Raw genomic sequence first — 22,806 nt, forward strand, 5'->3', positions numbered from 1 at the left:
TTGCCTCCGCGCCGCCTTCCCGCTACAGTCGCCGCGCCGCTTGCGCCGCTCTATTGCCAGCCTGAGGGAAAACCATGTTCTTTTTGCGAAAAAGCCCCCCCCCTGTCATCCCCGAAGGCTTTGACCTGGACAGCCGGCCCAAGGTGGGCATCCTGGTCGAGACCACCATTCCGCCCGTGTCCCGGGCCAATCTGCGCATGTACTGGCTGGCCAAGGCGCTGATCGCCGAGAAGCGGGTCATGGTCAACATGGTCTCGCCAAGCAAGGACCTGTCCAGCCGGCGCTCCTATTTCGTGGAATGGATCTGGATGAACCAGTTCCCGGGCTGGGCCAAACACCTGTATTCCTCCTGGCGCCTGCCCGTGCGCATCTGGCATTTCCTGGCCTCCATCATCTCCCTGGCCATCCTGGAAGTCTGGTACCGCCGGTCCTACGGCCGGGGGTTCGCCGCCCTGCACGCCTGGAACCCCCTGGCCGGCCTGGCCGCGGTCATCGCCGGCAAACTGATTCGCCGGCCGGTTTTCGTCGATTTCACGGACTTTTATTCCGACATCGCCCGCACGGACATGCCGTTTTTGAGCAAGCCCCTCGTCTGGCTGGAAAACTACGTCCTGCGCCAGGCCCGCTATGTCTTCGTGGTCAGCCGCCAGCTCAAGGAACACCTCGTGCGCGTCCACGGCCTGCCCCAGGCGAAGATCCACATCGTGGCCGACGGCACGGACTCGCAAACCTTCCGCCCCGACGTGCCCACGGCCGGCGTGCGCGAGAAGCTCGGCATCCCGGCCGAGGCGCCGGTGCTGGTTTTCCACGGCGACATCAAGCACGACGACGGCGTGGACATCCTGCTTGAGGCCCTGGCCAAGGTCGCGGCCGTGCGCCCCGACGTGCGGCTGCTTGTCCTCGGCGGCGGCAGCCCCTATTTCGACGAGGTCTGCCGGCCGCTCATCGCCCGCCTGGGGCTTGCGGACAATGTCGTGCTGCCGGGCTGGATCCCCCACGCCGCAGTGCCGGCGGTGCTGTGCGCCTGCGACATCGGGGCCATGACCCTGCGGGCCACCCTCAACCACGACCACTACCTGTCGTTTAAGCTTTTTGAATACTGGGGCTGCGGCAAGCCGGTGGTGGTGACCAGGCTCAAGGCCATCGGCGAGGTCGCCCGGGACGGCGAAAACGCCCTGGTGGCCAAAAGCGGCGACGTGGACGCCTTTGCCCAGGCCTTCCTGCGCCTCATCGAAGACCGGGGCCTGGCCGCCCGGTTGGGCCACGCCGGCCGCGAACTGGTGGTGCGGGAATTCGACTGGCGCGAGATCATGAAGAAAGAGGCGGCCGTCTACACCGGGGACATCCTCGATTCCCGGTCGGCCGGCTAGGCGGCCCCGGCCCATGGCCAAGATCCTTTTCCTCCAGCGCGACGGCTACGAGTCTTTCGGTGTCATGTACCTGGCTGCGGCCCTGGCCGCCCGGGGCCACGAAGCCGAGGTGCTGGTGGAATCCCAGGAGAAGGCCTCGTTTTACGACAAGGCCCGGGCACTGCGGCCCGATGTCGTGGCCTTTTCCCTCATGACCGGCCTGGAGGGCTGGGCGGCCCAGGCCGCCTCGCGGGTCAAGGCTACCTGGGACGGCCCGGTCGTGGCCGGCGGCCCCCATGCCACGTTTTTCCCGGAGTTCGTGGCCGAGCCCGGCCTCGATGCCGTCTGCCGGGGCGAGGCCGAGGACGCCTTGCCGGATTTCGTTGAGGCCCTGGCCGGCGGCGGCGACGGCGCGGGCGTGCCGGGTTTTTGGGTCAAGACCCCTTCGGGCCTGGTCAAAAACGAACTGTATCCGCTGCGCGCCGACCTGGACAGCCTTCCGTTGCCCGACCGGGGGCTCTACCGCCGCCGCTACCCCGAGCTGGTCGAGGGGGGCGGGGTGGAGGTCCTGGCCGCCCGGGGTTGCCCGTTTAGCTGCTCTTTTTGCTACAACCACGTCCTGCGCCGCCTTTACGCCGGCAAGGGCCGCTACGTGCGCCGCCACGGCCACGACCGGCTCCTGGAGGAGATCGCCCGCGAGCGGCGCGACCGGCCCGGCGGCGTGCGCTATGTCGGCTTCGTCGATGACCTGTTCATCCAGGACCGCGACTGGCTGGAAGGGTTCCTGGCCCGCTACCGGGCGGAAGTCGGCCTGCCGTTTACCTGCGCCGTGCGGGCCAACCTGGTCGACGCCTCCCTGGTGCGCGAGCTTTCGGCCTCGGGCTGCAAGGTGGTCTCCTTTGGCCTGGAATCCGGCGACGAGCGGTTGCGCAACGAGGTGCTGGGCAAAAAGATCAGCGAGGAGCAGATCCTGCGCACGGCCGAGTTGCTCACCGCCCACGGCATCCGCTTTTCCACCTTCAACATGTTCAACCTGCCCGGCGAGACCCTGGCCCTGGCCGAGAAGACCCTGGGCCTCAACCTGCGCCTGGGGCCGGCCAACCACCCCTGGTCGGGGCTTTTGCAGCCCTACCGGGGCACCCGGGTGTTCGACCATATCGTGGAACGCGGCCTGGCTTCCGGCGAGGCCATGCAGGCCGGGTTGTTCCACCAGGCCGTGCTGCGCCAGCCCGACACCGAGGCCCTGACGGCCTTTAACGCCTGCTTCTACTGGATGGTGCGCCTGCCGCGATGGCGACGGCCGCTTTTCTGGCTGGCCCGGCACGGCGGAGGGTTGACCGAGCGGGTGTTCGGCCTGGCCGCCTCGCTGCACCGCTACGTGCGCCTGATGGAACCCCTGGAAGGGGGCAACCCGTGGTTGTCGGCCCTGCGGCTGGGCTGGCGGCGCCTGCGCGCCTACCTGTAGCGGCGGCAAGCCATGCGCAAAAAACTTCTCGTCCTGGCCGTGGTTGCCGCCCTGGCCGTTCTCGCCTACCGGGGGATTCTTTTCGCCCCGGGGCATGTCTACCAGAACTGGGACAACGTGACGCCCCCCTTTCCCGAGGAGAACCGGCGCCTGGCCTCCATTTCCCAATACGGCTGGAACCCACTGTTCGACGGCGGCGCGCCCGGGGCCTTCGGGGCCATCAACCGCTGGTTCGACATCGTGGTGCGGGAGTCTCTGGCTCCCCTTGGCGGCACGGTGCTGGTCAAGGCCACGGGCCCGGCCTATGCCGTCATCGGCGCCGGCGGCATCGCCGCCTTGTGCGGCCTGCTGGGCCTGGGCGCCTGGCCGGCCTGCCTGGCCGCGACGCTCTATGCCTTCAATCCCCGCCAGTACACCCTGGCCATCAGCGGCCACATCCAGGAAACCGGTTTCGCCCTGGCCTTGCTGCCCTGGGTCGTCTGGCTGCTGGCCAAGGCCGCCGCGGCCCCGGGCTGGCGCCGGACAGCCGGGCTGGCCCTGGCCGCCGGCCTGCTCGGGGCGCTGGTGTGCTCGGCCTCGCCCTTTGGCATCGTCTTTTTCGCCGCCACAACCGGGCTTTTCACCCTGGCGGCCACGGCCGTGCGCAGAAACGGCAAGCCCCTGGCCGCCTTCTGCCTGGCCGGGGCCACGGTCGTGGTCCTAAGCCTCCACTGGCTCGTGCCGGCCGCCGTGTCCATGGCCGGTGGCGGGGCCACGGTCAAATACCACCAGACGGCCGACGAGGTGCGCGAGAACTACTTCGGCATGTACCGCCGCTTTTCCACGCCCCTGCGCCAGGCCATGCTCGGCCACACCGACAACTACGGCATGGGCACGGAATACGCCTATCCCGTCAATTTCAAGGACAACCCCGTTTGGGTCGCCGCCGCGGCCGGGCTTTTCGCCCTGGCCCTGCTGGGCCTGGCCTCCAAGGGCCGGGCGCGGGAGCTCAAATGGTACGCCGCCGCCTGCCTGCTGGCCGGGTTTTGCTGCATGGCCGGGGCCAAGACCCTGGCCGGGGCGGTATTTTACGAAAAGCTCCTGGCCCGGGTGCCCATGATTTTCTATCTCATGGCCCGGCCGGCAAGGTGGCTGCCGCTCTATTTCACCGGCCTGGCGCTGCTGGCCGGGATGGGCCTGGCCGTGGTCTCCCGGCGCACCTTCTGGCGGGGCAGCCGGCTGCCGGATGTTGCCGCCGGTGCGTTCACCGTCGCCTGCCTGTCCGTCTACCTCTGGCCCTACCTGAGCGGTTCCCTGGCCGTGGCCAAAAACGCCACCACCCAGACCATGGCGCTCATGCCCCAGCCGGTTTCCCCGGCCGAACGGGCGCTGGTCACCGCCCTGGCCGCCGACCCCGGCGACTGGCGCCTGACCGTCTGGCCGACCATCGCCGGCCCCACGGGCGACGTGCCGGCCCCGCCGCCAAACGCCGTCACCCGCAACTTCGCCATGCTCGGCAAGGACGCGGTGATGGGCCCGACCTTTTTCGGCGAACCCTACTCCCGCTACCTGCTGTCCGTGCTCATGCGGCCCTGGCCGGTCACGGCCGATTTCGGCCGCCTGCTTGGGCTCATGGCCGTACGCAACGTCGTGTATGACCCGAGCGTGGCCTACCTGTCCTACGGTTCCTTCGGCTGGATGCCGACCACCAAGCGCGGCCCGGAAACGCTCTTCGACCCCGGGAACATCCTGGCCCCCTTTGTTGCCGCCCAGGCCGACCTGCGGCCCGATGCCGCCATCCAGGCGCCGCCCCTGGAGGTTTACGCCAACACCGACTATCTGCCCCGCCTGCGCCTGGTTTCCGGCGGGGCGCTTGCCGCCGGCGGCTTTCCGCTGCTGCTGTCGCTGGCCGCCGGCGACCATCCCGGTTTCGCCGGCCAGGTGTTTTATGGCGGCGCGGACCTGCCCGCCGCCGACCGCGACCGCCTGGGCCAGGGCCTGGCGGGCCTGGTCGCTTTCGGCCGGTCCTGGCCGGAACTGGCCTTGCCGTACCTGCCGGACGGGTCCTTCCAGGCGGCGGCCAGCACCGGCCGCAGCGGCGATTTCGAACCCCTGTCCGCCAGGGTGCTGGATGACATCCGCTTCGGCGGCGCGGCCCTCGACGGCGGGGGGCTCGTGTCCAAGGGGCCGGGCAGCCTCGAATTTCCCCTGATCGGCCACGGCTCCTGGCGGGTCTTTGTCCGCCTGGGTGCAGGGCCTTTCGCCGGCCGCGCCACCATCTCCCTGGACGGCGCGGCCATCGCCCACCTCGATGCCGGCCCCCTGGGCAAGGGTCTGGGCTGGCTCGACTGCGGCACGGCCACCTTCGAGCCCGGCCCGCCCCATGCCCTGACCGTAACCGCCTCCGGCCGGGGAGTGGTCGTATCGGGCCTGCTGGCCGTGCCCGAGGAGGCTTTCGACGAGGCCCGGGAGCGCCTGGCGGCGCTGGCCGGCTCGGGCGGGGCGCGCCTGGCGGCCGAGGCCGAGGAAGCCGTCGTCGGGCCGGTTTCGCCCATGGCCCCGCGCCTGACCGTGCCGCTTTTGGCTGGCGAGGCCGGCGTGGCCGTCGAAAACGCCGGGGCCGTCCTGCGCGATGTTGACGTTTCGGGTGGCGGAACGGTCTCCGTGGAAGGCGACGCTCCGGGCACCGTTTCGTTTACCGCCGCTTTCCCGGTGCCGGCCCGGGATGTCACCCTGGAGGCCTATCCCCGGCTTTTTGGCGACAAGGCCGCGCCGTCGTACGTCGACGCCGCGGTGTCCGTGGACGGCGGCTCGTTTGCGCCGCTTTTCCGGGTGGAAGGCCGGCCCGACGGCCGCTGGGAGGATGTCTACGGCCGCAAGGAAGTCCACCGTATCCTGGGGCCGGCCACCACGGTCACCGTGCGCTTCGTCATGCGCCAGGCCCAGCTGTCCTCCCAGGCCAACGCCCCCAACAGCCCCATGCGCCTGGTGGCCGAAACCCCGGTGCCGGGCGGGGCGACCCTGTCTTTCGGCGCGGCGGCCCGGCTGCCGGCCGCCTTCGACCTGGCTGCGCCGGTCCCCGGGACCTACGCGGCTTCCCTGCGCCTGGTCGGCCGGGCCGGCGACGCCGTGACCCTGCCGGGCGGGGCCAAACGCGTTTTCGAGCGGGACGGTGCCCTGGACGTGACCGGCCTGCCCCTGGCCACGGACGCGGCCGGCCGGCTCCGCCTGGCCCTTTCCGGCCCGCCGACCGCCGCCCTGGACCGCCTGTCCCTGACAGCCGGCCCGGTGCCGCCGGGGGCGCCGCCGGCCCTGGGCTATACGCGGGTCAACCCGGGCCGCTACGACCTGGATCTGCCCCCGGGCAGCGGCGGGCAAATGCTCGTTTTCGCCGAATCCTACCACCCGGGTTGGCGGCTGCGCCTGGGGGCTCGCGAGGTCGCGCCCATCAAGGGGTATGGCTTTTTAAACGCCTTCCCCCTGCCGCCGGGGGCCGTGGGCAAGGCCGAACTCGTTTTCCGCGACCAGGCCATCATGGCCCGGATGTTGCCCGTGGTGCATAGCGCTTGGATCGTCCTGGGCCTGGCCTGCCTGGCCCTGCTCGTCCCATGGCCGAGGACACGGCCCCAAGCCGTCGGCGCGGCCCCCGTGGCCGGCAGCGACAATGGCCGCGACGATGGCCGCAATGACAGCCATGGCGACACCCGCGACAATGGCCGCAGGGACGGCCTAGGCCACGGTCGTAGCGACAACCGCAACGACGATCGCGGTGACGGCCACAACGACGGCCGTGGCGACGGCCACAACGAAGTCCGTGGCGACGGCCGCCAGGACGATTGATGCGTCGGGGCAACCCGGCTATGGTGTCGCCGCCCGCCGGCCAAGCACGGCCGGCCATCCGGAGCAGTATGGAACAACGCCCGTCGCGCCTGGTTTCGTGTCTACGGCTGGCCAGGCCGCACCAGTACATCAAGAACGCCTTTGTCTTCCTGCCGCTTTTTTTCGGCTGGAAACTGGCCGGCCCCGAGGCCCTGGCCCGGGCCATCGTGGCCTTTATTGCCTTTTGCCTGACCGCCAGCGCCGTCTACGTCGTCAACGACCTGAAAGACGTGGAGGAAGACCGGGCCCATCCCACCAAGCGCACCCGCCCTCTGGCCAGCGGGGCGCTGCGCCCGGCCGAAGGCATCCTGTTCGCCGGGCTGCTGCTGTTTGGGGCGTTTGTTTTCGCCGTGACCCTGGGCAACCTGGCCTTTGCCGGCATCCTGGCCGTCTATCTCGCCATCAACCTGCTGTACAGCTTCGGCCTCAAGCACAGGGCGCTCATTGACCTTGGCTGCATCGCCGTGGGCTTCGTGCTGCGGGTCTTTGCCGGCGGCGTGGTCACGGGCATCACGCCCAGCCACTGGATCGTGCTGATGACCTTCCTTCTGGCGCTGTTCCTCGGCTTCGCCAAGCGCCGCGACGACCTGCTGCTGTCCGCCGCCGGCTGCGAGAAAACCCGCCGGTCGCTTGACGGCTACAACCTGGAATTCGTGTCCGCCGCCATGATGATCATGGCCGCCGTGGTCATCGTCAGCTACATCCTCTACACCGTCTCGCCCGAAGTGATCGCCAAGCACGGCTCGGACAAGTTGTATCTGACCGCGATTTTCGTCATCATGGGCGTGCTGCGCTACTTGCAGATCACGCTGGTCGAGTGCAAAAGCGGCTCGCCGACCCTGGTCCTGTTGCGCGACGGCTTCATCCAGGCCTCGCTCGCCCTGTGGATCGTCAGCTGCTACCTCATCCTCTACATGGAGCGTTCCGGTCATCCATGAAAAAGATCATGCTCTTCTACCCGCCGGGCCGCTTCTACCAGCGCGGCGAGGACCGTTCCCAGGGCAACGTCGAGCAGTCCACGGCCACCTCCATGCGTGCCCCCAACGACCTGGGCTACGCCGCCGCCACGCTGCAAAAGGAAGGCTTCGCCGTTTTTTTGCGCGACTACCAGACCGAACGGGCCGCCCCGGCCGAGCTGCTGGCCGATTTCGACCGGGAGAACCCGGACGGCGTGTTCGTCAGCATCACCAATTCCACCATCTTCGACGACCTGAAGCTCATCCGGGAGCTCGCGGCCAAAAAGCCGGGGCTGCTGGTCATGCTCAAGGGCGCGATCTTTTTCGCCCCGGATAAGGCGTTGCTCGACCAGCTCGACCTGGCCGACGTCACCTACCTGATCGGCCTGGAATCGGATTTCATCGTCGGCAAACTCGCCGCCGCCCATTTCGGCGACCCGGCCGCCGTGCCCACCATTCGCGGCATCCTCTACAACAAGGACGGTGTGTGGACACCCACGGACTTCGCCTCCTGGGAAACCGACCTGGACAGCCTGCCCTTCCCGGACAGAAGCCTCATCAACAATGCCCTCTACGCCCGGCCCGACACCGGCGAGCCCCAGGCCACCATCGCCACCTCGCGCGGCTGCCCCTCGGCCTGCATCTTCTGCATGACGCCGAAGATCTCCGGCAAGAAGCTGCGCCTGCGCTCGCCGGAAAACATCCTGGCCGAACTGTCCGAATGCTACTTCACCCACGGCATCCGGGATTTCTTCTTCAAGTCCGACACCTTCACCTTCGACCGGGACTGGACAGGGGCCGTGTGCGACGCCATCCTGGCCTCACCCCTGGCCGGCAAGATCCGCTGGGTGGCCAATTCCAAGGTCAAGCCCCTGGACCGCGACACGCTTTTTCGCATGAAAAAGGCCGGCTGCTGGCTGGTGGCCTTCGGCTACGAATCCGGCAGCCCGGAGACGCTTTCGCGCATCCGCAAGCACACCACCGTCGCCGACAACCTCCAGGCCACCAAATGGGCCAAGGAAGCCGGGCTTTTGACCTTCGGCTTCTTTCTCATCGGCCTGCCCTGGGAAGGGCGCGAACACCTCGAAGCCACGCGCCAGCACATCTTCGAGCTCGACAACGACTTCCTGGAACTGCACATCGCCATTCCGTACTACGGCACGCGCTTAAACGAGATCGCCCGGGAAGAGGGGCTCCTGCCCGGCTCCGTGCTCGGCAAGGACTATTTCAACGCCCCGACCGTGGGTACCACCCGGCTTTCCATGGAGGAAATCGAGGCCTTCCGCAAAAAAACACTCCTCGATTTCCACCTGCGCCCGGCCTACATCGGCCGCAAGCTCCTGCAAGCCGGCGGCAACCCGAAAATCGTGGCCAACTACGCCCGGTTCGGCTTGCGGCTGCTCAAAAATACCCTCCTGCCGCCCAGGAGGCCCCGAAGCGCCGCCACCGAACCGCCCCATGTGCTCATCCTCGGCGCAGGCTCGGACATCGCCCAGGCCCTGGCCCGGGAGCTGGCCCATAAGGACGCCGCCCGCCTGACCCTGGCTTCCCGCGACCTGGCCCGCCTGGAACAGGCCGCCGCCGACATCAGGGCCGCCTTCGGTACGCCCGTGGCCGTGCGCGCCTTCGACGCCACCGCAACCGACAGCCACCAGGCTTTCTACGATTCGCTGGACACGCCCCCGGACATCGTGGTCGTGGCCTTCGGCCTCTATCCCGACCAGCAGAAAGCGCAACGCGATTTCGCCCTGGCCAGGGCCATTCTCGACGTGAACCTGACCGGCGCGGTCTCGATCCTCGAAATCGCCGCCCGGGACATGGAACGGCGCGGAGGCGGCGCCATCGTCGGCCTGTCCTCCCCGGCCGGCGAGCGCGGCCGCAAGAGCAACTACCTCTACGGCACGGCCAAGGCCGGGCTGACGGCCTACCTCTCGGGCCTGCGCCACCGGCTGGCCAAATCCGGCGTGGCCGTGCTCACCGTCCTGCCCGGCTGGACGCAAACCCGCATGACCGCCGCCGCGCCCACGCCCAAGCGCTTGACCGCCAGCCCGGCCCGGGTGGCCGCCGACATCCGCCAGGCCATCGCCGCCGGTGCCGGCGGCACGGTCTATACCCCCTGGTTCTGGCGGCCCATCATGGCCCTGGTCCGGGCGCTGCCCGAAAAACTCTTCGTGAGAACCAATCTCTAATGAAAATCCTCTACCTCAATCACAATCCCGAGGGCTACGGCACCTATTTCCGTTGCTACCACCTCGCCCGGCATATCGCCGCGCGCGGCCACGAAGTGACGCTTCTCTGCGCCTCGCGCGAACCGACGCTGTCCATCCGCGACCGCACTGAAGGCAACCTCACCATCCGCATCCTGCCGCGCGTGAACCTGGCCACCTACCACACCGGCCATACCCTGCGCATGTTCCTCAATGCCCGGGAATGCCTGACCCAAAAGATGGACATCCTCCACGCCTTCGCCTTCCCGCTCCATCCCATCAGCTTCCCGACGTTCCTGACGTCCATCGCCCGGCCCAAGGTGAAAATCGTCCTCGACCACGACGACATGTGGAAGGGCGGCTTCACCCTGCACCATCCCAGGCCCGTGCGCGCCGTCTACGACTTCACCGAGGACCGGCTGCCGGCCGTGGCCGACAGGGCCACGGCGGCCAGCGCCATCCTCATGCGGAAATTCCGCGACGCCGGCCTGCCCGAGGACAAAATCCACTACATCCCCAACTGCCCGACCCTGGCCACGGCCATGCCCGACCAGGCCCAGGCCCGCGCCGCCATCGGGCTCGCCCCGGACGCGAAGATGGCCCTGTCCATGGGCCACACCTACACGGAATCGCTTTTTGCGCTCCTCGACGCCTACGCCGAAGCCCGGCAATCCATTCCGGGCCTCAAGCTCTACTTCCTGGGCAAGCTCCACATCTCCGACGACTTCAAGGCCCGCATGGCCGTCTACGAGGAGCGCTTCGCCCCGGATATCGTCAAGGTCGGCGAAAAGCCGTCCGCCGAAGTGCCGACCTACCTCGCCGCCAGCGACGCGCTGCTTTTGCCCATGGACGACGACCCCATCGAAAAGGCCCGCTTCCCCATCCGCTTCGGCGACTACCTCGCCTCGGGCGTGCCGGTCGTGTCCAATGCCGTGGGGGAAATCAAACGCATCATGGAGACGCACGACTGCGGCTACACCGCCCCCGTGGCCGATACGGCCGCCTTCGGCCAGGCCATTGTCACGGCCCTGACCGATGCACACGGCCGCCGACGCAAACACGACAACGCCCTGCGGCTCATCGCCGAGGAACTCAACTGGCCCGCCGTGGCCGCGCGGTTGGAAGCGGTCTACGAGCGGACGCTGGCGGGCTAGGCAGGATAAGCGAGAGAAGGGAGAGAAGGGAGAGGAAGATGCCTCCAGCGGCCAGGGGCGTTGCCCCTGGACCCCACCGGGGGGCATGATGCCCCCCGGACCCCCTCGACGGGGAAGCGGGATCGCGGGGAGGCGGCAGGCGGGTGGAGGCTTGGTCGGCGGGCGGTTGTCCGTCGGCGAGGCCGGAATTTTCCCGGCGATGCCGTCGCTGCGCTCCAGGCTCGCCGGGAAAATTCCGGCCTCGCAGGGCCGTCGCCCCGTCGGGGCGAGGGGTTTGGAATTTTTGCTTTGAAAGCTTCTTTAAGGCCATAAGAAAGAACAATACTACTGAAAGCCGTGTCGGGAGAGACAATGTCTCCTGGATTCCCTTGCCTGGGGGGCGCGGCGAGCGGGGCTGGCTTTGCAGCCCCGCTCGCCGCGCCCCCCCGACAAGGGGGTCCGGGGGGGATTATCCCCCCCGGCCGCCGGAGGCATCTTCATCATGCGCATATTCGTGCCGGCCATGGGGCGGGTCAATACGAAAAACCGCGACGGCAGCGAGGTTCGTTTCGCCGAGATCGCCAGGCGCTGGCTGGCCCAGGGCGTGGAGCTGCTGTTGTTGCTGCCCCGGCGGGAAATCGGGGTGCTGGAGAGCCAGGGCGTGCGGGCCAACTGGCGCGTGCATTGGGAGCCATTTGCCAGCGAATCCGACAGGCTGTGGAACGTGCTTGCCATTTATCTGTGGCGCATCCTGACCTGTCCCTTCGCCCGTTATCCCAAGGGGGTGGACGCGATCTACGCGCCGTCGGACTTTCTGTTCGACTTGCTGCCCGCGCTTTTGTGCCGCTGGCGCAACCCGCACGCGAAGCTGGTGGTGTGCGTCTTCCTCATCGCGCCCAACCCCTTCAAGGGCTATGAAAAAGTGCTGGGCAAGGGCTTCAAGCTGCCTACGATTCGCGGGCTGCTCTATTTTGCCGCCCAGTGGCTTTCGGTGGCCCTGGCCAGGGCGGCCGGGGCGACGCTGCTCGTGCTCAATTCCCTCGACAAGGACGCCCTCACGGCCATGGGGGCCAGGGCCGGGAAGGTCCATGTGGTGACCATGGGCGTGGACATGGCTTTTTTCGACGGCGTGGCGCCTTCCGCCGACACACCCGTGTACGACGGCCTATTCCTGGGCCGGTTGCATCCGCAAAAGGGGCTGTTCGACCTGGTGCGCATCTGGCGGCTTGTCTGTGACGCCCGGCCGGGGAGTAAGCTTGGCATCATCGGCGGCGGCAGCGACTGGTGGTTCGCCAAGCTCCAGCAGGAGATCGCCGCGGCCGGGCTCACCGACGTCGTCGACCTGCTCGGGTTTCGCCAGGGTGCGGACAAGGTGCGCCTTTTGAAGGCGGCCGGCTGTTTCCTCATGCCCAGCCACTACGAGAGCTTCGGCCAGGTGGCCGTGGAGGCCATGGCCTCGGGATTGCCGGTGGTGGCTTACGATCTGCCCATCTACCGCGAAATCTTCCCCACCGGCATGGTGAAGACGCCCTTCGAGGACATCCGCGCCTTTACCGACGTGGTGCTCGGGCTGCTCGGCGAGCCGGCGCGCCGGGACGTTGCCGTGGCTGCCGCCCGGCAGCGCGCCGCCGTGTTCGACTGGGCGGCCATTGCCGCGCGGGAAATGGAGATCGTCAATAACGCCTGACGGACGTTGCCGCAATGCCAGAGCCATTGCCGCCATGTCCGCCGTCGCGGCATGACAGGCAAAGGCCATGAAAAAAGGGCCCGTGATCATGCGGGCCCTTTTGCGTGTCTGGCGTGGTGGCGGTCAGTTCTGCAACAGCAGCATGTTCGGGGCGGCCACGCCGTTCGGGCCGCTCGGTTCCTCGATATTGAAGGTGATGCGCACGGCCGTACTTTGGTTTGTGGTGTTGCCCGTGCCCAGTTGGCCATGGCTGTTGTCGCCGATTGCCCAGACGGCCCCGGTCTGGCTCGGCACCAGGGCGGCGGCGCCGCCGGCCGCCGCCTGCACGATGGCCGACGGCCCGGACACGGCAATCGGCCTGCGCGAGATGGCCCCGATCGTTCCCAGGCCGAGCTGGCCCGAGCTGTTGTCGCCGAAAGTTCGCACCGTGCCGTCGGCCCGGCGCACCAGCACGAAGGCGTAGCCGGCGGCTATGGTTTCCACCTGGTACAGGTCGGGGACCAGCACCGGCTGGGTCTGGTCCTCCGCGACCATGTAGCCGGTGCCGAGCTGGCCCAGGTTGTTGGCGCCAAAGGCGTAGACCAGGCCATTGGTCTTGAGCGCCAGGGAAAAGCCGTCGCCGACCATCACCTGCTTGACGCCGGTCAGGCCCTTCACGGCCAAGGCCGTGCTGATGTCTCGCACGGCAGTGGTGTCGCCGGTGCCGAGTTGGCCATGACTGTTGTCGCCGCAGCCGCAGGCCTTGCCGTTGGACAGGAAAATCAGGGCATGGTCCCGGCCCATGGCCCCGCCCTTGACGTAGGGGGAAGAGGCGGTCGTGAGCACCTGGACCGGCTGGCTCCGGGTGGCCGTGTCACCGGTGCCGAGCTGGCCGGCGTCGTTTTTGCCCCAGGTCCACAGGCCGCCGTTGGACCGGGCCAGGGAGGAGTCCGAGGCGCCGGCGCTGATGCCGGCGATGCCGCTGAGGGTGGCGATCTGCGTCGGCGTGGGGTGGGGCGTGGCGTCCAGGGCCGTGCCGAGGCCGAGCTGGCCGAATGTGTTGGCGCCGAAGGCCCAGACCGTGCCGTCGGCCAGAAGGACCAGGGAATGGTTGCTGCCGGCGGCGATGTCCGCGGCCGGGCTGCCGGACGGCAGGCCCGAGACCTTGACCGGCAGGGTATGGGCGATAGTGTTGCCCGTGCCGAGCTGGCCGTAGGTGTTCTCGCCCATGGCCCAGACCGTGCCGTCGGCGGCCAGGAGCAGGCTGTGGCTGCCGCCCACGGCGATCTTCGAGGCGGCGCCGGCGAGATTGACGGCGGTGCCGATGAAGTCTGCCGCCCCGCCCCAGGTGTTGCCGACGACGGTGCCGCCGTCCACGGACGTGCCGACCGTGGCCTGGCTGTCCGTGAACTGGTAGCCGGGCTTGGTCACGTGGAGGGTGGCCGTGGCGCCGGAGGGGATGTTCTTGATGGAGTAGATGCCCCGATAGTTTGTGGTGGTATAATAGAGCCCACCGTCGGACAAAGTGGCGGTCACCCGGGCACCGGAAATGGGGTTGGCCGAGGCGTCGACGACTCGGCCGCTGATGATTTCCCCGCTGCCGTAGGGGTAGAGGTTGTAGATGATCTGGTTGATGAGGGTGAAATTGTAGCCGCAATCGACGGTGGGCAGGTTGTACCAGAAATTGTACGAACCGGACCAGCCCATGTTCATGTGGTGGTACAGGGTGGAAGTGTCGTAGCCGTAGCCGTCGCAGACGATGGAGTGCCCGGAGCTCAGGTCGCTGTTGAAGATGGCCAGGTTGACGGGCAGGCCGGCGTCCAGGTTGGGGTTGAACATTTTCATCCAGGAGGCGCTCGGCATGCTGGTCGGGTAGCTCCAGCCCTCCCTGGCCAAGGCGTAGCCGAACTGGCTCATATACGAGGTCGTGGAAAACCAGGCCCCGGAACTCGAAGCCGTGTAGCTCATGTTCACCGAGGCCCCGGCGTCGGCCATCAGGGCACTGATGGCCTGGCGGTTGGCCGTGGCCGTGGACGAGCCGGGGCTCAGGGTCATCTGGGACCAGGCGTAGGGGCCGCCGGAACCGTCTCCGCCCCGGATGATCATGGATTGCGGGATGTTGTCCACCCAGACCGAATAGGTGTTGACCGGGACGCTGGCCACCGGGAACTGGTGGAAGCGCATGAGCTGGGCCATGGCCGTGGCCGTGCAGCCGGTCAGGTAGTGGTTGGGCGTGTAGACGTTGTAGAGCGGGTTGCCGGAACCGTCGTTGGACTGGCTCCAGGTGCTCACGGTCAGGGGGCTGACGCGGACATCGGAAACGGAACCGACGCCGCTTTTCGCCGTCGGCGCGGCCCCGGCCGCCGCGGTCAGGTCGTTCCATTTCCTTTGGGCCGCAAGCCCCGGCCCGTCGGCCGCCGCGCTTTTGCCGGCCGAGCCGCGGGCCTGGGCCAGGCGGCCGGCCACGTCCCGCGTCACCAGGGTGAAAAGCGGGTTGCTGGTCACGGGATCGTAGGCGCCGTCCGGCGAAAAGCCGAGGATGGGTTCGACCTCGTCGTCGGCCGGCACAATGACGTAGCCCTGGCTGCTGAGGGATACGATGTAGTAGGCGGCCTGGCCGCTGTCGTCATTGTATGCCTGAACTGTTGTCGTCGGCGCGGACAGGCGGGCGCCGAGGGGTACGCTATCAAGCTGCAGCCAGCCTTCCACCACCTGGGCGGCTTGTTGGGCGGTCGTGGGGCTTGCCCAGGCGAAAACGGGAGCGAGCAGGAGCGCAAAGGCACATACACCCAGTTTCTTCAGGAGTGATCGCATGAAGGTCTCCTTGCATGGTTGTGGACAAATGGCCGTATGCGCTGCCTGACCGCATCCGGGCAGGGGCGGGGAGTCTCTTGAAAGACCGGATGCGACTCTAGCCGAGCGGGTGCGGGTGGCACAAGAGGGATGGCGGTGCCTGGCGAAATGTAACGCGACATGGTCGTAACGTCGCGGCCGCGCCCGTGTTGCGCCCGGGGTGGTGCCTATTCGTCGCGCAGCACGCTTAAGACGGCGACATGGGCCGCCGACCAGGCCGGATAAGCCCCGGCGACCAGGCCCAGGGCGGCCGAACCGAACAGCGAACCGCCGATGAGCCAGGGGCTGAAAACCGCGGGGAAATCCCCCAATCTGTAAACAACAACCAACAGCAACAAGGCGGCAACCGTCCCGGCCCCGCCACCGGCCGCGGACATGGCCCCGGATTCGAGCAAAAACTGCCGCACGATGTCCGCCCGCCTGGCCCCGACCGCCCGGCGCACGCCGATCTCCAGCCGCCGTGCCCGCACCAGCAGGATCATGATGGACAGGATGCCCAGCCCGCCGATGCCAAACGACAGCGAGGAGCTGATGTAGCCGAGGGTCCGCACCAGGTCCAAGGCCTGCTGCTTGAGGTTCATGGTGTCCTTGGCCGTGAGCACCCGGAAGTCGTCGGGCTGGCCCTTGTCGGCCTTGATGTCGTGGCGGCGGCGCAGGATGGCCTGGGCCGCGTCCTTGGACGCCTCGAAATCCGTGCCGTCGGCCATCTGCATGTACACGCCGTGGATGTAGTTGCGGTTGGCCAGCCGGCGCATGTAGGTGGACAGCGGCACGAAGACCTGCTCGTCCTGGTTGGCGCCGGTGACGTCGGCGCCTTTTTCCTCCATGACGCCGACCACGCGCAGCCTGGCCCGGAAGATGAGGACGGACTGGCCCACGGCCGCCTCGGGCGAACCGAACAGCCGCGTGGCGATGGTCGGGCCGAGCACGCAGACAAAGGCCTTTTCGTCCTCGTCGTCCTGGTCGAAAAACTGGCCGAACTGGGGGGCGCCGCCCCGGATGCGCGGATAGGCCGGCCAGGTGGCCACGAGTTGGCACATGGTTTTTCTGTCCCCGGCCCGGATGGGCATGGCAAAGGCCAGGTAGGGCACGCCCTCGACCACCGAGGGCAGGCCGCGCAACAGGGCCTCGGCGTCGGGGAGCTTGAAGCGGGTGTTGCCGGCGTCCGCGCGCAGGTCGCCCCGTCGGAAGCGGATGTTGCCGGTCATGGCCATCAGGAGGTTGGGGCCGAGTTTTTCCGTCTCCTCCACAGCCTTGCGTTCCATGGCCAGGGAGACGTGCAGCACGCCGGTCAGGGCGAAGGCACCCAGAAACACGCCCAGCATGGCCAGAAGTGTGCGCCATTTGTGGGTGGCCAGGGACTTGAGCGCGATGCGCAGGCTCAAAAACACAGGCAGGCCCTCAGTCCAGCGGGCCGTGCCTGGGGGAGGATTCGAAAAACGGGCTGGTGTTCCAGGAAAAAAGCTCGCGGGCCCGGGCCAGGGCGAAATCCTCCACATCCTTGTGCCAGGTGCGGAACTGGCGCACGATGTCGTGGCCAAGCGGCGTAAGCCGAAAGCCTTTCTTGGGCCCCGAGCGCTCCACCAACGGCGCGCCGATGACGGTTTCGGTCTGCTTCATGCGGCCCCAGGCGGCCCGGTAGGACATGCCCATGGCCGAAGCGGCCTTGTTGAGCGAACCGAGTTCCTCCACCAGTTCCAGCAACTGGATGCGGCCCAGGCCAAGCAGCATGCCTTCTCCGGTCTCCAGCCACAGGTGGAGGCGTTGGACGGCCTCGATTTGTTGCATCGTTCCCCCCTGGGCTTCATACCCGAGTCTTCCCTTCGGCGCAAAAAGTCTTAGCTTTGCCGGGCCGCCATGCCAAGGGGGGAGTTGACCGCAAAGCCGGCCTCCCGTATCGCCAGTCCCCTGCCCCGGACAGGGGCGGTCGGCGCGTGCGTCGGCGGAGGTTTCATGCAACGTCGCGACACGGGCGCGGCGCAGGTGGCGGGATACGGCGAAATCTGGTCCCTGGCCTGGCCGCAGATTCTCATGATGCTGCTCAATTTCCTGATCGGCATCGTCGACGTCTATGTCGGCGGCCGCATCGATCGGGAAACGCAAGCCGCCATCGGTGTCCTGACCCAGGCCATGTTCTTTTTCCAGGTGGTGGCCTCGGCCGTGGCCAACGGCGCCGTGGCCGCCGTCAGCCAGTCCGACGGCGCCGGCCGGAGCGCCCGGGCCGACCGCTATGTCTGGCTGTGCCTGCTGCTCGGCGTCGCCGCCTCCCTGGCCATCCTGGTTTTCGGGCTGGCCAGCCGGCCGCTGTTTTTGACCCTGTTGCAGGTGCCCGAGCCCATGCTGCCCACGGCCCGGTATTTCCTGACGGTGTTCTTGTGGCTTTTGCCCATCCAGTCGTTTTTCGTCATCGCCAATGCGCTGTTTCGGGCCAGGCGACTGGTCATGGTCCCGTTGTACGCCTGGGGGCTGGCCGCGGTGCTCAACGCCCTGGGCGACTTCGGGTTCGGGCTCGGCGCCTTCGGCCTGCCCAACCTCGGCTATGCCGGCGTGGCCTGGAGCACGTTTTTCTCGGTCACGGCCGGCATGCTGTTCAACTTCGCCGCACTTGTCCGGGCGGGCATGCTGCGCCGGGCCTTTTTCCCGGCCTGGCGCTGGATACGCTGCGCCAGCCGCTACCTGCTTGCGGTCGCCTGGCCGTCGGGGCTCATGCAGGTCGTGTGGCACACGGGCTACCTGCTGCTTTTCGCCATCACCGGCTCCCTGCCCACGGGCAGCGTCGACGCCCTGGCCGGCATGTCGGCCGGCATGCGCGTGGAATCGATCCTGTTTCTGCCGCCCATGGCCTTCAATTTCACGGCCTCCATCCTGGTCGGCAACCTGCTCGGGGCCGGCCGGCCCGAGGAGGCCAAGCGGGTGGGGTACCGCATTTTCGCGGCCGGGGTGGTGTCCGTGACGCTTTTGGGCCTGGCCTTGTGGCCGTTTCTGCCCCAGGCGGCGGCATTGCTCTCGCCGGAGCCGGCCGTGGCCGCCCAGGCCGTGTCCTATCTGCGCTACAACGTGGCGGCCATTCCCTTTACCGTCGGCGGCCTGATCCTCATCGGCGCCCTGACCGGGGCCGGGGCCACGTTTTTGACCATGTGCGTGACCGGCTCCTCCATTTGGTTCGTGCGGTTGCCCTTGGCCCTGTATCTGGGGCATAGCCTCTTTGGCCGGGCCGAAGGGGTGTGGATGTCCATGTTCGCTTCCCAGGCCGTGCAAGCCATGGCCACCCTTGGCGTCTACCAGTACGTGCACTGGGCGCGCTATGGCATGGGCGGCGGTAAACCAAGGAAGTAAGATGCGAGACGGTTTCGAGCCCATCAGCCTCGAGCGCCGGGCAGAGTACCTGGACCGGCTGGCCCGCTGCCCGCAAAAGGTGTCGGACTACAGCTTCGGCAACCTCTGGGGCTGGGCCGAGGAATACGGCCTGTCCTGGCGCTTTGGCGAAAGCCATGTCTGGATTTTGCAATCCAGGCCGGTGGAGGTGTTCTGGGCGCCGGTGGGGCCGTGGCTGGACGTGGATTGGAATGCCTGCCCGTGCCTGTCCCAGGGCCTGGATTTCATCCGCGTGCCCGAGCGGCTGTGCGAGGTCCTGGGCGACGCCATGCCCGACCGGGTGTCCACCAGCGATTCCCGGGACCACGCCGACTATGTCTACAGCGTGCCGGAACTCGTGGAACTGCGCGGCAACAAGTTTCACAAGAAAAAGAACCTCCTCAGCCAGTTCCTGCGGACCTACGACTACGAATACAAGCCGCTGACCCCGGATTGCGTGGAGGACACCCTGGAGTTGCAACGCCAGTGGTTTTCCTGGCGCGACCCCGAGGAGTCCGGCGCCCTTCTGGCCGAGAACCAGGCCATCGTCCGGGTGCTCCAGAACTGGGACCGCATGCCCGGGCTCATGGGCGGGGCCATCCGGGTGGACGGCGAGATGATCGCCTACACCGTGGCCGAGGCGCTGACCCCGGAGATGCTGGTCATCCATTTCGAAAAGGGCCGCCCCGGGTTCAAGGGCGTCTATCAGGCCATCAACCAGATGTTTTTGGCCGACGCCGGGGCGGGCTATGCGCTGGTCAACCGCGAACAGGACCTGGGCGACGAGGGGCTGCGCAAGGCGAAGCTGTCCTACAATCCCTCCGGTTTCCTGAAAAAGTGCACCGTGACCGTGGCGCCGCGCGGCTAATGCGGCATTCCTGAAAAATACGAACGTATTTATTGAGGGAAAAGAAGTATTCGCTGGTGCTGGGCCTGGGAACGCACAGGTTCCTTTCGAGGAGCCGAGGCGAGGCGCCGCTGCCGACGGGGCCTTTGCGCGGGCTGCCGGCAACGGCCGGGCCCCCTGGCCATGCGGCCCTGGCCGGGCTTGCTTTTTGAGGGAAAAAGCTTCAAGCAAAGCCGTTGCATGACGCGGGCGACTGGTGTGTCAGAGGGCGACAACGGGAAAGGAGCGCGGTTTGAAGGTCCTGGTCGTGGATGATTCCAAGGTCATGCGGGGGATAATCCGCAAGATGCTTGCCCAGGACGGGGCCGAGGTCTTCGAGGCGGCCGACGGCCGCCAGGCGTTGGAGCTGTTGTCGGCCCATGCCGTGGACTGCATCATTTCCGATTGGAACATGCCGCGCATGAAGGGCATCGATCTGCTGCGCTGTGTGCGCGGCGGGACGACCCACGCCAATACGCCGTTCATCATGGTCACGGCCGAGGCCCTGGCCAGCAACATCGCCGAAGCCGACGCCGCCCGGGTCAGCAGCTATCTGGTCAAGCCCTTCACCGCCGAGGACCTCTGGCGGGCCATCCGGGAGATCCTGCCCGGCGCCGCCGGCGGTTGAGCCCGGCCAGGGGGGACGAGCGGCGTAGCGGCACCCGGGGCCAACCGACGCACCTTCCGGCGCCAGGGCACTCGGCGTCGGTTCGCCGACCCCGCCGGTCACCCCCGCGCGGTGTCGCCGAAGACGATTCGTCGGTCGATCCCCCGGACAGGCCTGGTCCCCAGGCGCCGTTGCCTCGCCCGTGCCCGTGCCCCTGCCTTGCCCGCCGCGCCGCCTTCCCTATGACCGTATCCGGCACATCCTGGTCGAAACCGCCCGTTAAAGGGCCGCCAGCCGTTGCCGCTGTCAGGCCTGGCCATGTTGCCGCACGCGTTTCCCCAAACCCGTAACCCGGCCTCGCACCAGAGTTTCACCGATGTTGTCGCGCTTATCCGATCCGAAGTTCCTGTCCCGGCTGCCCCAATGGTTTTTTTTCCTGTCCACGCTGGTCATCGGCTGGCGGTTTTACGGCTTTTGCCGCTACGCCTTGGGGGCCGGCCCCGAGGCGGCCCGGCCGGCGGCGGTGGAGGGCTTTTTGCCCATCAGCGCCCTGCTCGGGGCGCGTGTGGCCGCAACGACCGGCGCCTGGGACCCGGTGCATCCGGCCGGGCTGGCCATCTTCCTGGGGGCGCTGGCCATGGCCTTCGCCCTGCGCAAGGCCTTTTGCGGCCATGTTTGCCCGGTGGGATTCGTGGCCACGCGCCTGGGCCGGTTCGGCCAACGCCTGGGCCTGGCCCGGTCCGTGCCGGCCAGGCTCGACGCCGCCCTGGGCCTGCCGAAATACCTGCTGCTGGCCTTTTTCCTCTACACGACCTTTTTCGCCATGGACGCCGCCGCCGTGGCCGCCTTCTCCCGTTCGTCCTACAACATCACGGCCGACGCCCGGATGCTCCTTTTTTTCACGCGGCCAGGCCTGACCGCGCTGGTCGTCCTGGCTGTGCTCGCCATGCTGGGCCTGGTGTTTCGGGGGTCGTTTTGCCGCTGGCTGTGCCCCTACGGCGCCCTGCTCGGGCTTTTGGCCAAGGCCGGCCCCACGGCCCTGTCCCGGGACGCCGCCGCCTGCACGGGCTGCGGCCGTTGCCGCAAGGCCTGCCCCGTGGACCTGCCCCTGGATGCCGGGGCGCGGCCCATGGCCTGCTCGGGCTGCGCCTCGTGCGTGGTGGCCTGTCCCCGGTCGGCCCGGGCGGTGGCGTTCCGTTTTCTGGGCTTTCGCGCGCCCTGGTGGCTCACGGCCGTGGGGGCCTGCGCCGTCTTTGGCGCGGTGTTCGTTGCGGCCAACGTGCTGGGATATTGGGACTCTCGCCTTCCGGCGGCCATGCTGGCCCGGCTGTTCGCCATGGCCCTTGGTGGGTAATCACACGAATTTTAGAAAAAACGTGTCAGTGTCTCTTGCCAGATATGCTCTTTGAGCATATAGCTTTCCCATCGACCTATGTTAGCAAAAACTTTTCTGGGGGACGCCATGGGCAAGCTGGTCAAGGAACAACAGGAAGGCGGGCGGCTGCATATCGATTCGCCGCTCATGGGCGAATCGCTGGTCAGCCGGGCGCTGCTGTCGGGCATGGAGCGACAGGAAGTCTTCCGGATGCATCCCGACGTCAACGTGCTCAAGATCGGCGGGCAGTCCATCATGGACCGCGGGGCCAAGGCTTTGCTGCCGATCATCGACGTGCTGCTTACGGCCAAGGAAAAACACAAGATCATCCTCATGACCGGCGGCGGCACGCGCGCCCGCCATATCTACAACATCGGCCTGGAACTGGGCATGCCCACGGGTGTGCTGTCCAAGCTCGGCGACAAGGTGGCCTCGCAAAACGCCGAGATCCTCTCCGTGCTGCTGTCCAAGCACGGCGGCGTGCGCATCGGCCACGGCGACCACCTCGAACAGCTGACCATGTTCTGCCAGCTCGGCTACCTGCCCATCACCCCGGGCATCCCGCCTTACGGGTTCTTCGAGCACCCGGCCGAGGAAGGGCTCATCCCGCCGCACCGCACCGACTGCGGCGCCTTCCTTTTGGCCGAAAACATCGGGGCCAAGTCGCTGCTCTACCTCAAGGACGAAAAGGGCCTCTACAGCGACGACCCCAAAAAGGCCAAGGACCGCGAGGCTCTCGATTTCTACAGCCGCTTGTCCGTGGACGAACTCATCGCCCTCAACCTCGACGACCTCATCGTGGAACGGCCCGTGCTGCGTTTCCTCAAACACGCCAAGACCATCAAGGAGTTCCAGATCATCGACGCCCTGCGCCACCCGGAACACATCCTGGCCGCCCTGGACGGCGAACACGTCGGCACGGTGGTGTACAAGGATTGACGGGCGAAGGGATGCCTCCGGCGGGCAGGGGCGCTGCCCCTGCACCCCGCCGGTGGGGCGTTGCCCCTCCTGGACCTCCCTACTGGGGGGCGTCACGCCCCCCAGGCCCCCCGTCCGGCTTAGGTGGGCGGGAACGGCGACGGTCACCAGGACGATTG

At 67.6% G+C, this 22,806-nt stretch carries 15 protein-coding genes; 12 read left to right on the forward strand and 3 right to left on the reverse strand.

The features are described 5' to 3' along the window. Positions 1 to 74: 74 nt before the first annotated feature. From ACP59X_RS01780 to ACP59X_RS01810, 7 genes are all read left to right on the forward strand, one after another. Positions 75 to 1,370, forward strand: a complete 1,296-nt coding sequence (locus tag ACP59X_RS01780) for a glycosyltransferase family 4 protein (protein ID WP_428564194.1) — start codon at positions 75 to 77, stop codon at positions 1,368 to 1,370. A gap of 13 nt (positions 1,371 to 1,383) precedes the next feature. After that, on the forward strand, positions 1,384 to 2,814 hold the full coding sequence (locus ACP59X_RS01785; RefSeq protein WP_428564197.1) for a B12-binding domain-containing radical SAM protein: 1,431 nt from the start codon (positions 1,384 to 1,386) through the stop codon (positions 2,812 to 2,814). 12 nt (positions 2,815 to 2,826) lie between these two features. After that, positions 2,827 to 6,633 (forward strand): hypothetical protein, encoded by a 3,807-nt coding sequence (locus ACP59X_RS01790; protein WP_428564200.1) that lies wholly within the window; start codon positions 2,827 to 2,829, stop codon positions 6,631 to 6,633. Between the two features lie 68 nt (positions 6,634 to 6,701). Continuing rightward, entirely contained in the window at positions 6,702 to 7,610 is a 909-nt protein-coding gene (locus ACP59X_RS01795) for a decaprenyl-phosphate phosphoribosyltransferase (RefSeq protein WP_428564203.1), read from the forward strand. After that, positions 7,607 to 9,817, forward strand: a complete 2,211-nt coding sequence (locus ACP59X_RS01800; protein WP_428564206.1) for an SDR family oxidoreductase — start codon at positions 7,607 to 7,609, stop codon at positions 9,815 to 9,817. Before ACP59X_RS01795 ends, ACP59X_RS01800 begins: the two co-directional genes overlap by 4 nt. Continuing rightward, positions 9,817 to 10,989 carry a glycosyltransferase family 4 protein gene (locus ACP59X_RS01805; RefSeq protein ID WP_428564209.1) on the forward strand — a complete coding sequence of 391 codons (1,173 nt, stop codon included), beginning with the start codon at positions 9,817 to 9,819 and terminating at the stop codon, positions 10,987 to 10,989. Before ACP59X_RS01800 ends, ACP59X_RS01805 begins: the two co-directional genes overlap by 1 nt. Before the next feature lie 481 nt (positions 10,990 to 11,470). Further along, positions 11,471 to 12,655, forward strand: coding sequence for a glycosyltransferase family 4 protein (locus tag ACP59X_RS01810; protein ID WP_428564212.1), 1,185 nt, complete (start codon positions 11,471 to 11,473; stop codon positions 12,653 to 12,655). Between the two features lie 123 nt (positions 12,656 to 12,778). Here ACP59X_RS01810 and ACP59X_RS01815 read toward each other — a convergent pair whose 3' ends face one another. From ACP59X_RS01815 to ACP59X_RS01825, 3 genes are all read right to left on the reverse strand, one after another. Beyond that, positions 12,779 to 15,448: an RCC1 domain-containing protein gene (locus tag ACP59X_RS01815; protein ID WP_428564215.1), complete on the reverse strand. Its 2,670-nt coding sequence runs from the start codon at positions 15,446 to 15,448 to the stop codon at positions 12,779 to 12,781. A gap of 206 nt (positions 15,449 to 15,654) precedes the next feature. Beyond that, on the reverse strand, positions 15,655 to 16,878 hold the full coding sequence (locus tag ACP59X_RS01820) for an ABC transporter permease (RefSeq protein WP_428564218.1): 1,224 nt from the start codon (positions 16,876 to 16,878) through the stop codon (positions 15,655 to 15,657). A 10-nt stretch (positions 16,879 to 16,888) separates the two neighbouring features. Beyond that, the gene (locus tag ACP59X_RS01825) at positions 16,889 to 17,275 is read right to left on the reverse strand and encodes a winged helix-turn-helix domain-containing protein (protein ID WP_428564221.1); all 387 of its coding nucleotides are present in this window, start codon (positions 17,273 to 17,275) and stop codon (positions 16,889 to 16,891) included. Positions 17,276 to 17,440: 165 nt separating this feature from the next. On the opposite strand from ACP59X_RS01825, the gene ACP59X_RS01830 reads away from it, so the two are divergent. The 5 genes from ACP59X_RS01830 to ACP59X_RS01850 all read left to right on the forward strand — a co-directional run bounded on the left by ACP59X_RS01830 (position 17,441) and on the right by ACP59X_RS01850 (position 22,648). Further along, the gene (locus tag ACP59X_RS01830) at positions 17,441 to 18,823 is read left to right on the forward strand and encodes an MATE family efflux transporter (protein ID WP_428564224.1); all 1,383 of its coding nucleotides are present in this window, start codon (positions 17,441 to 17,443) and stop codon (positions 18,821 to 18,823) included. A 1-nt stretch (position 18,824) separates the two neighbouring features. Next, a complete protein-coding gene (locus ACP59X_RS01835; RefSeq protein WP_428564227.1) occupies positions 18,825 to 19,709 on the forward strand; it encodes a DUF2156 domain-containing protein in 885 nt (294 codons plus the stop codon). Between the two features lie 271 nt (positions 19,710 to 19,980). After that, positions 19,981 to 20,355, forward strand: coding sequence for a response regulator (locus ACP59X_RS01840; RefSeq protein WP_428564230.1), 375 nt, complete (start codon positions 19,981 to 19,983; stop codon positions 20,353 to 20,355). Between the two features lie 355 nt (positions 20,356 to 20,710). Next, positions 20,711 to 21,688 (forward strand): 4Fe-4S binding protein, encoded by a 978-nt coding sequence (locus tag ACP59X_RS01845; protein WP_428564233.1) that lies wholly within the window; start codon positions 20,711 to 20,713, stop codon positions 21,686 to 21,688. Positions 21,689 to 21,796: 108 nt separating this feature from the next. Continuing rightward, entirely contained in the window at positions 21,797 to 22,648 is an 852-nt protein-coding gene (locus tag ACP59X_RS01850) for an amino acid kinase family protein (RefSeq protein WP_428569785.1), read from the forward strand. Positions 22,649 to 22,806 lie beyond the last annotated feature (158 nt).

The sequence above is a fragment of the Solidesulfovibrio sp. DCME genome (genome assembly GCF_049995385.1).
Lineage (GTDB): Bacteria > Desulfobacterota > Desulfovibrionia > Desulfovibrionales > Desulfovibrionaceae > Solidesulfovibrio.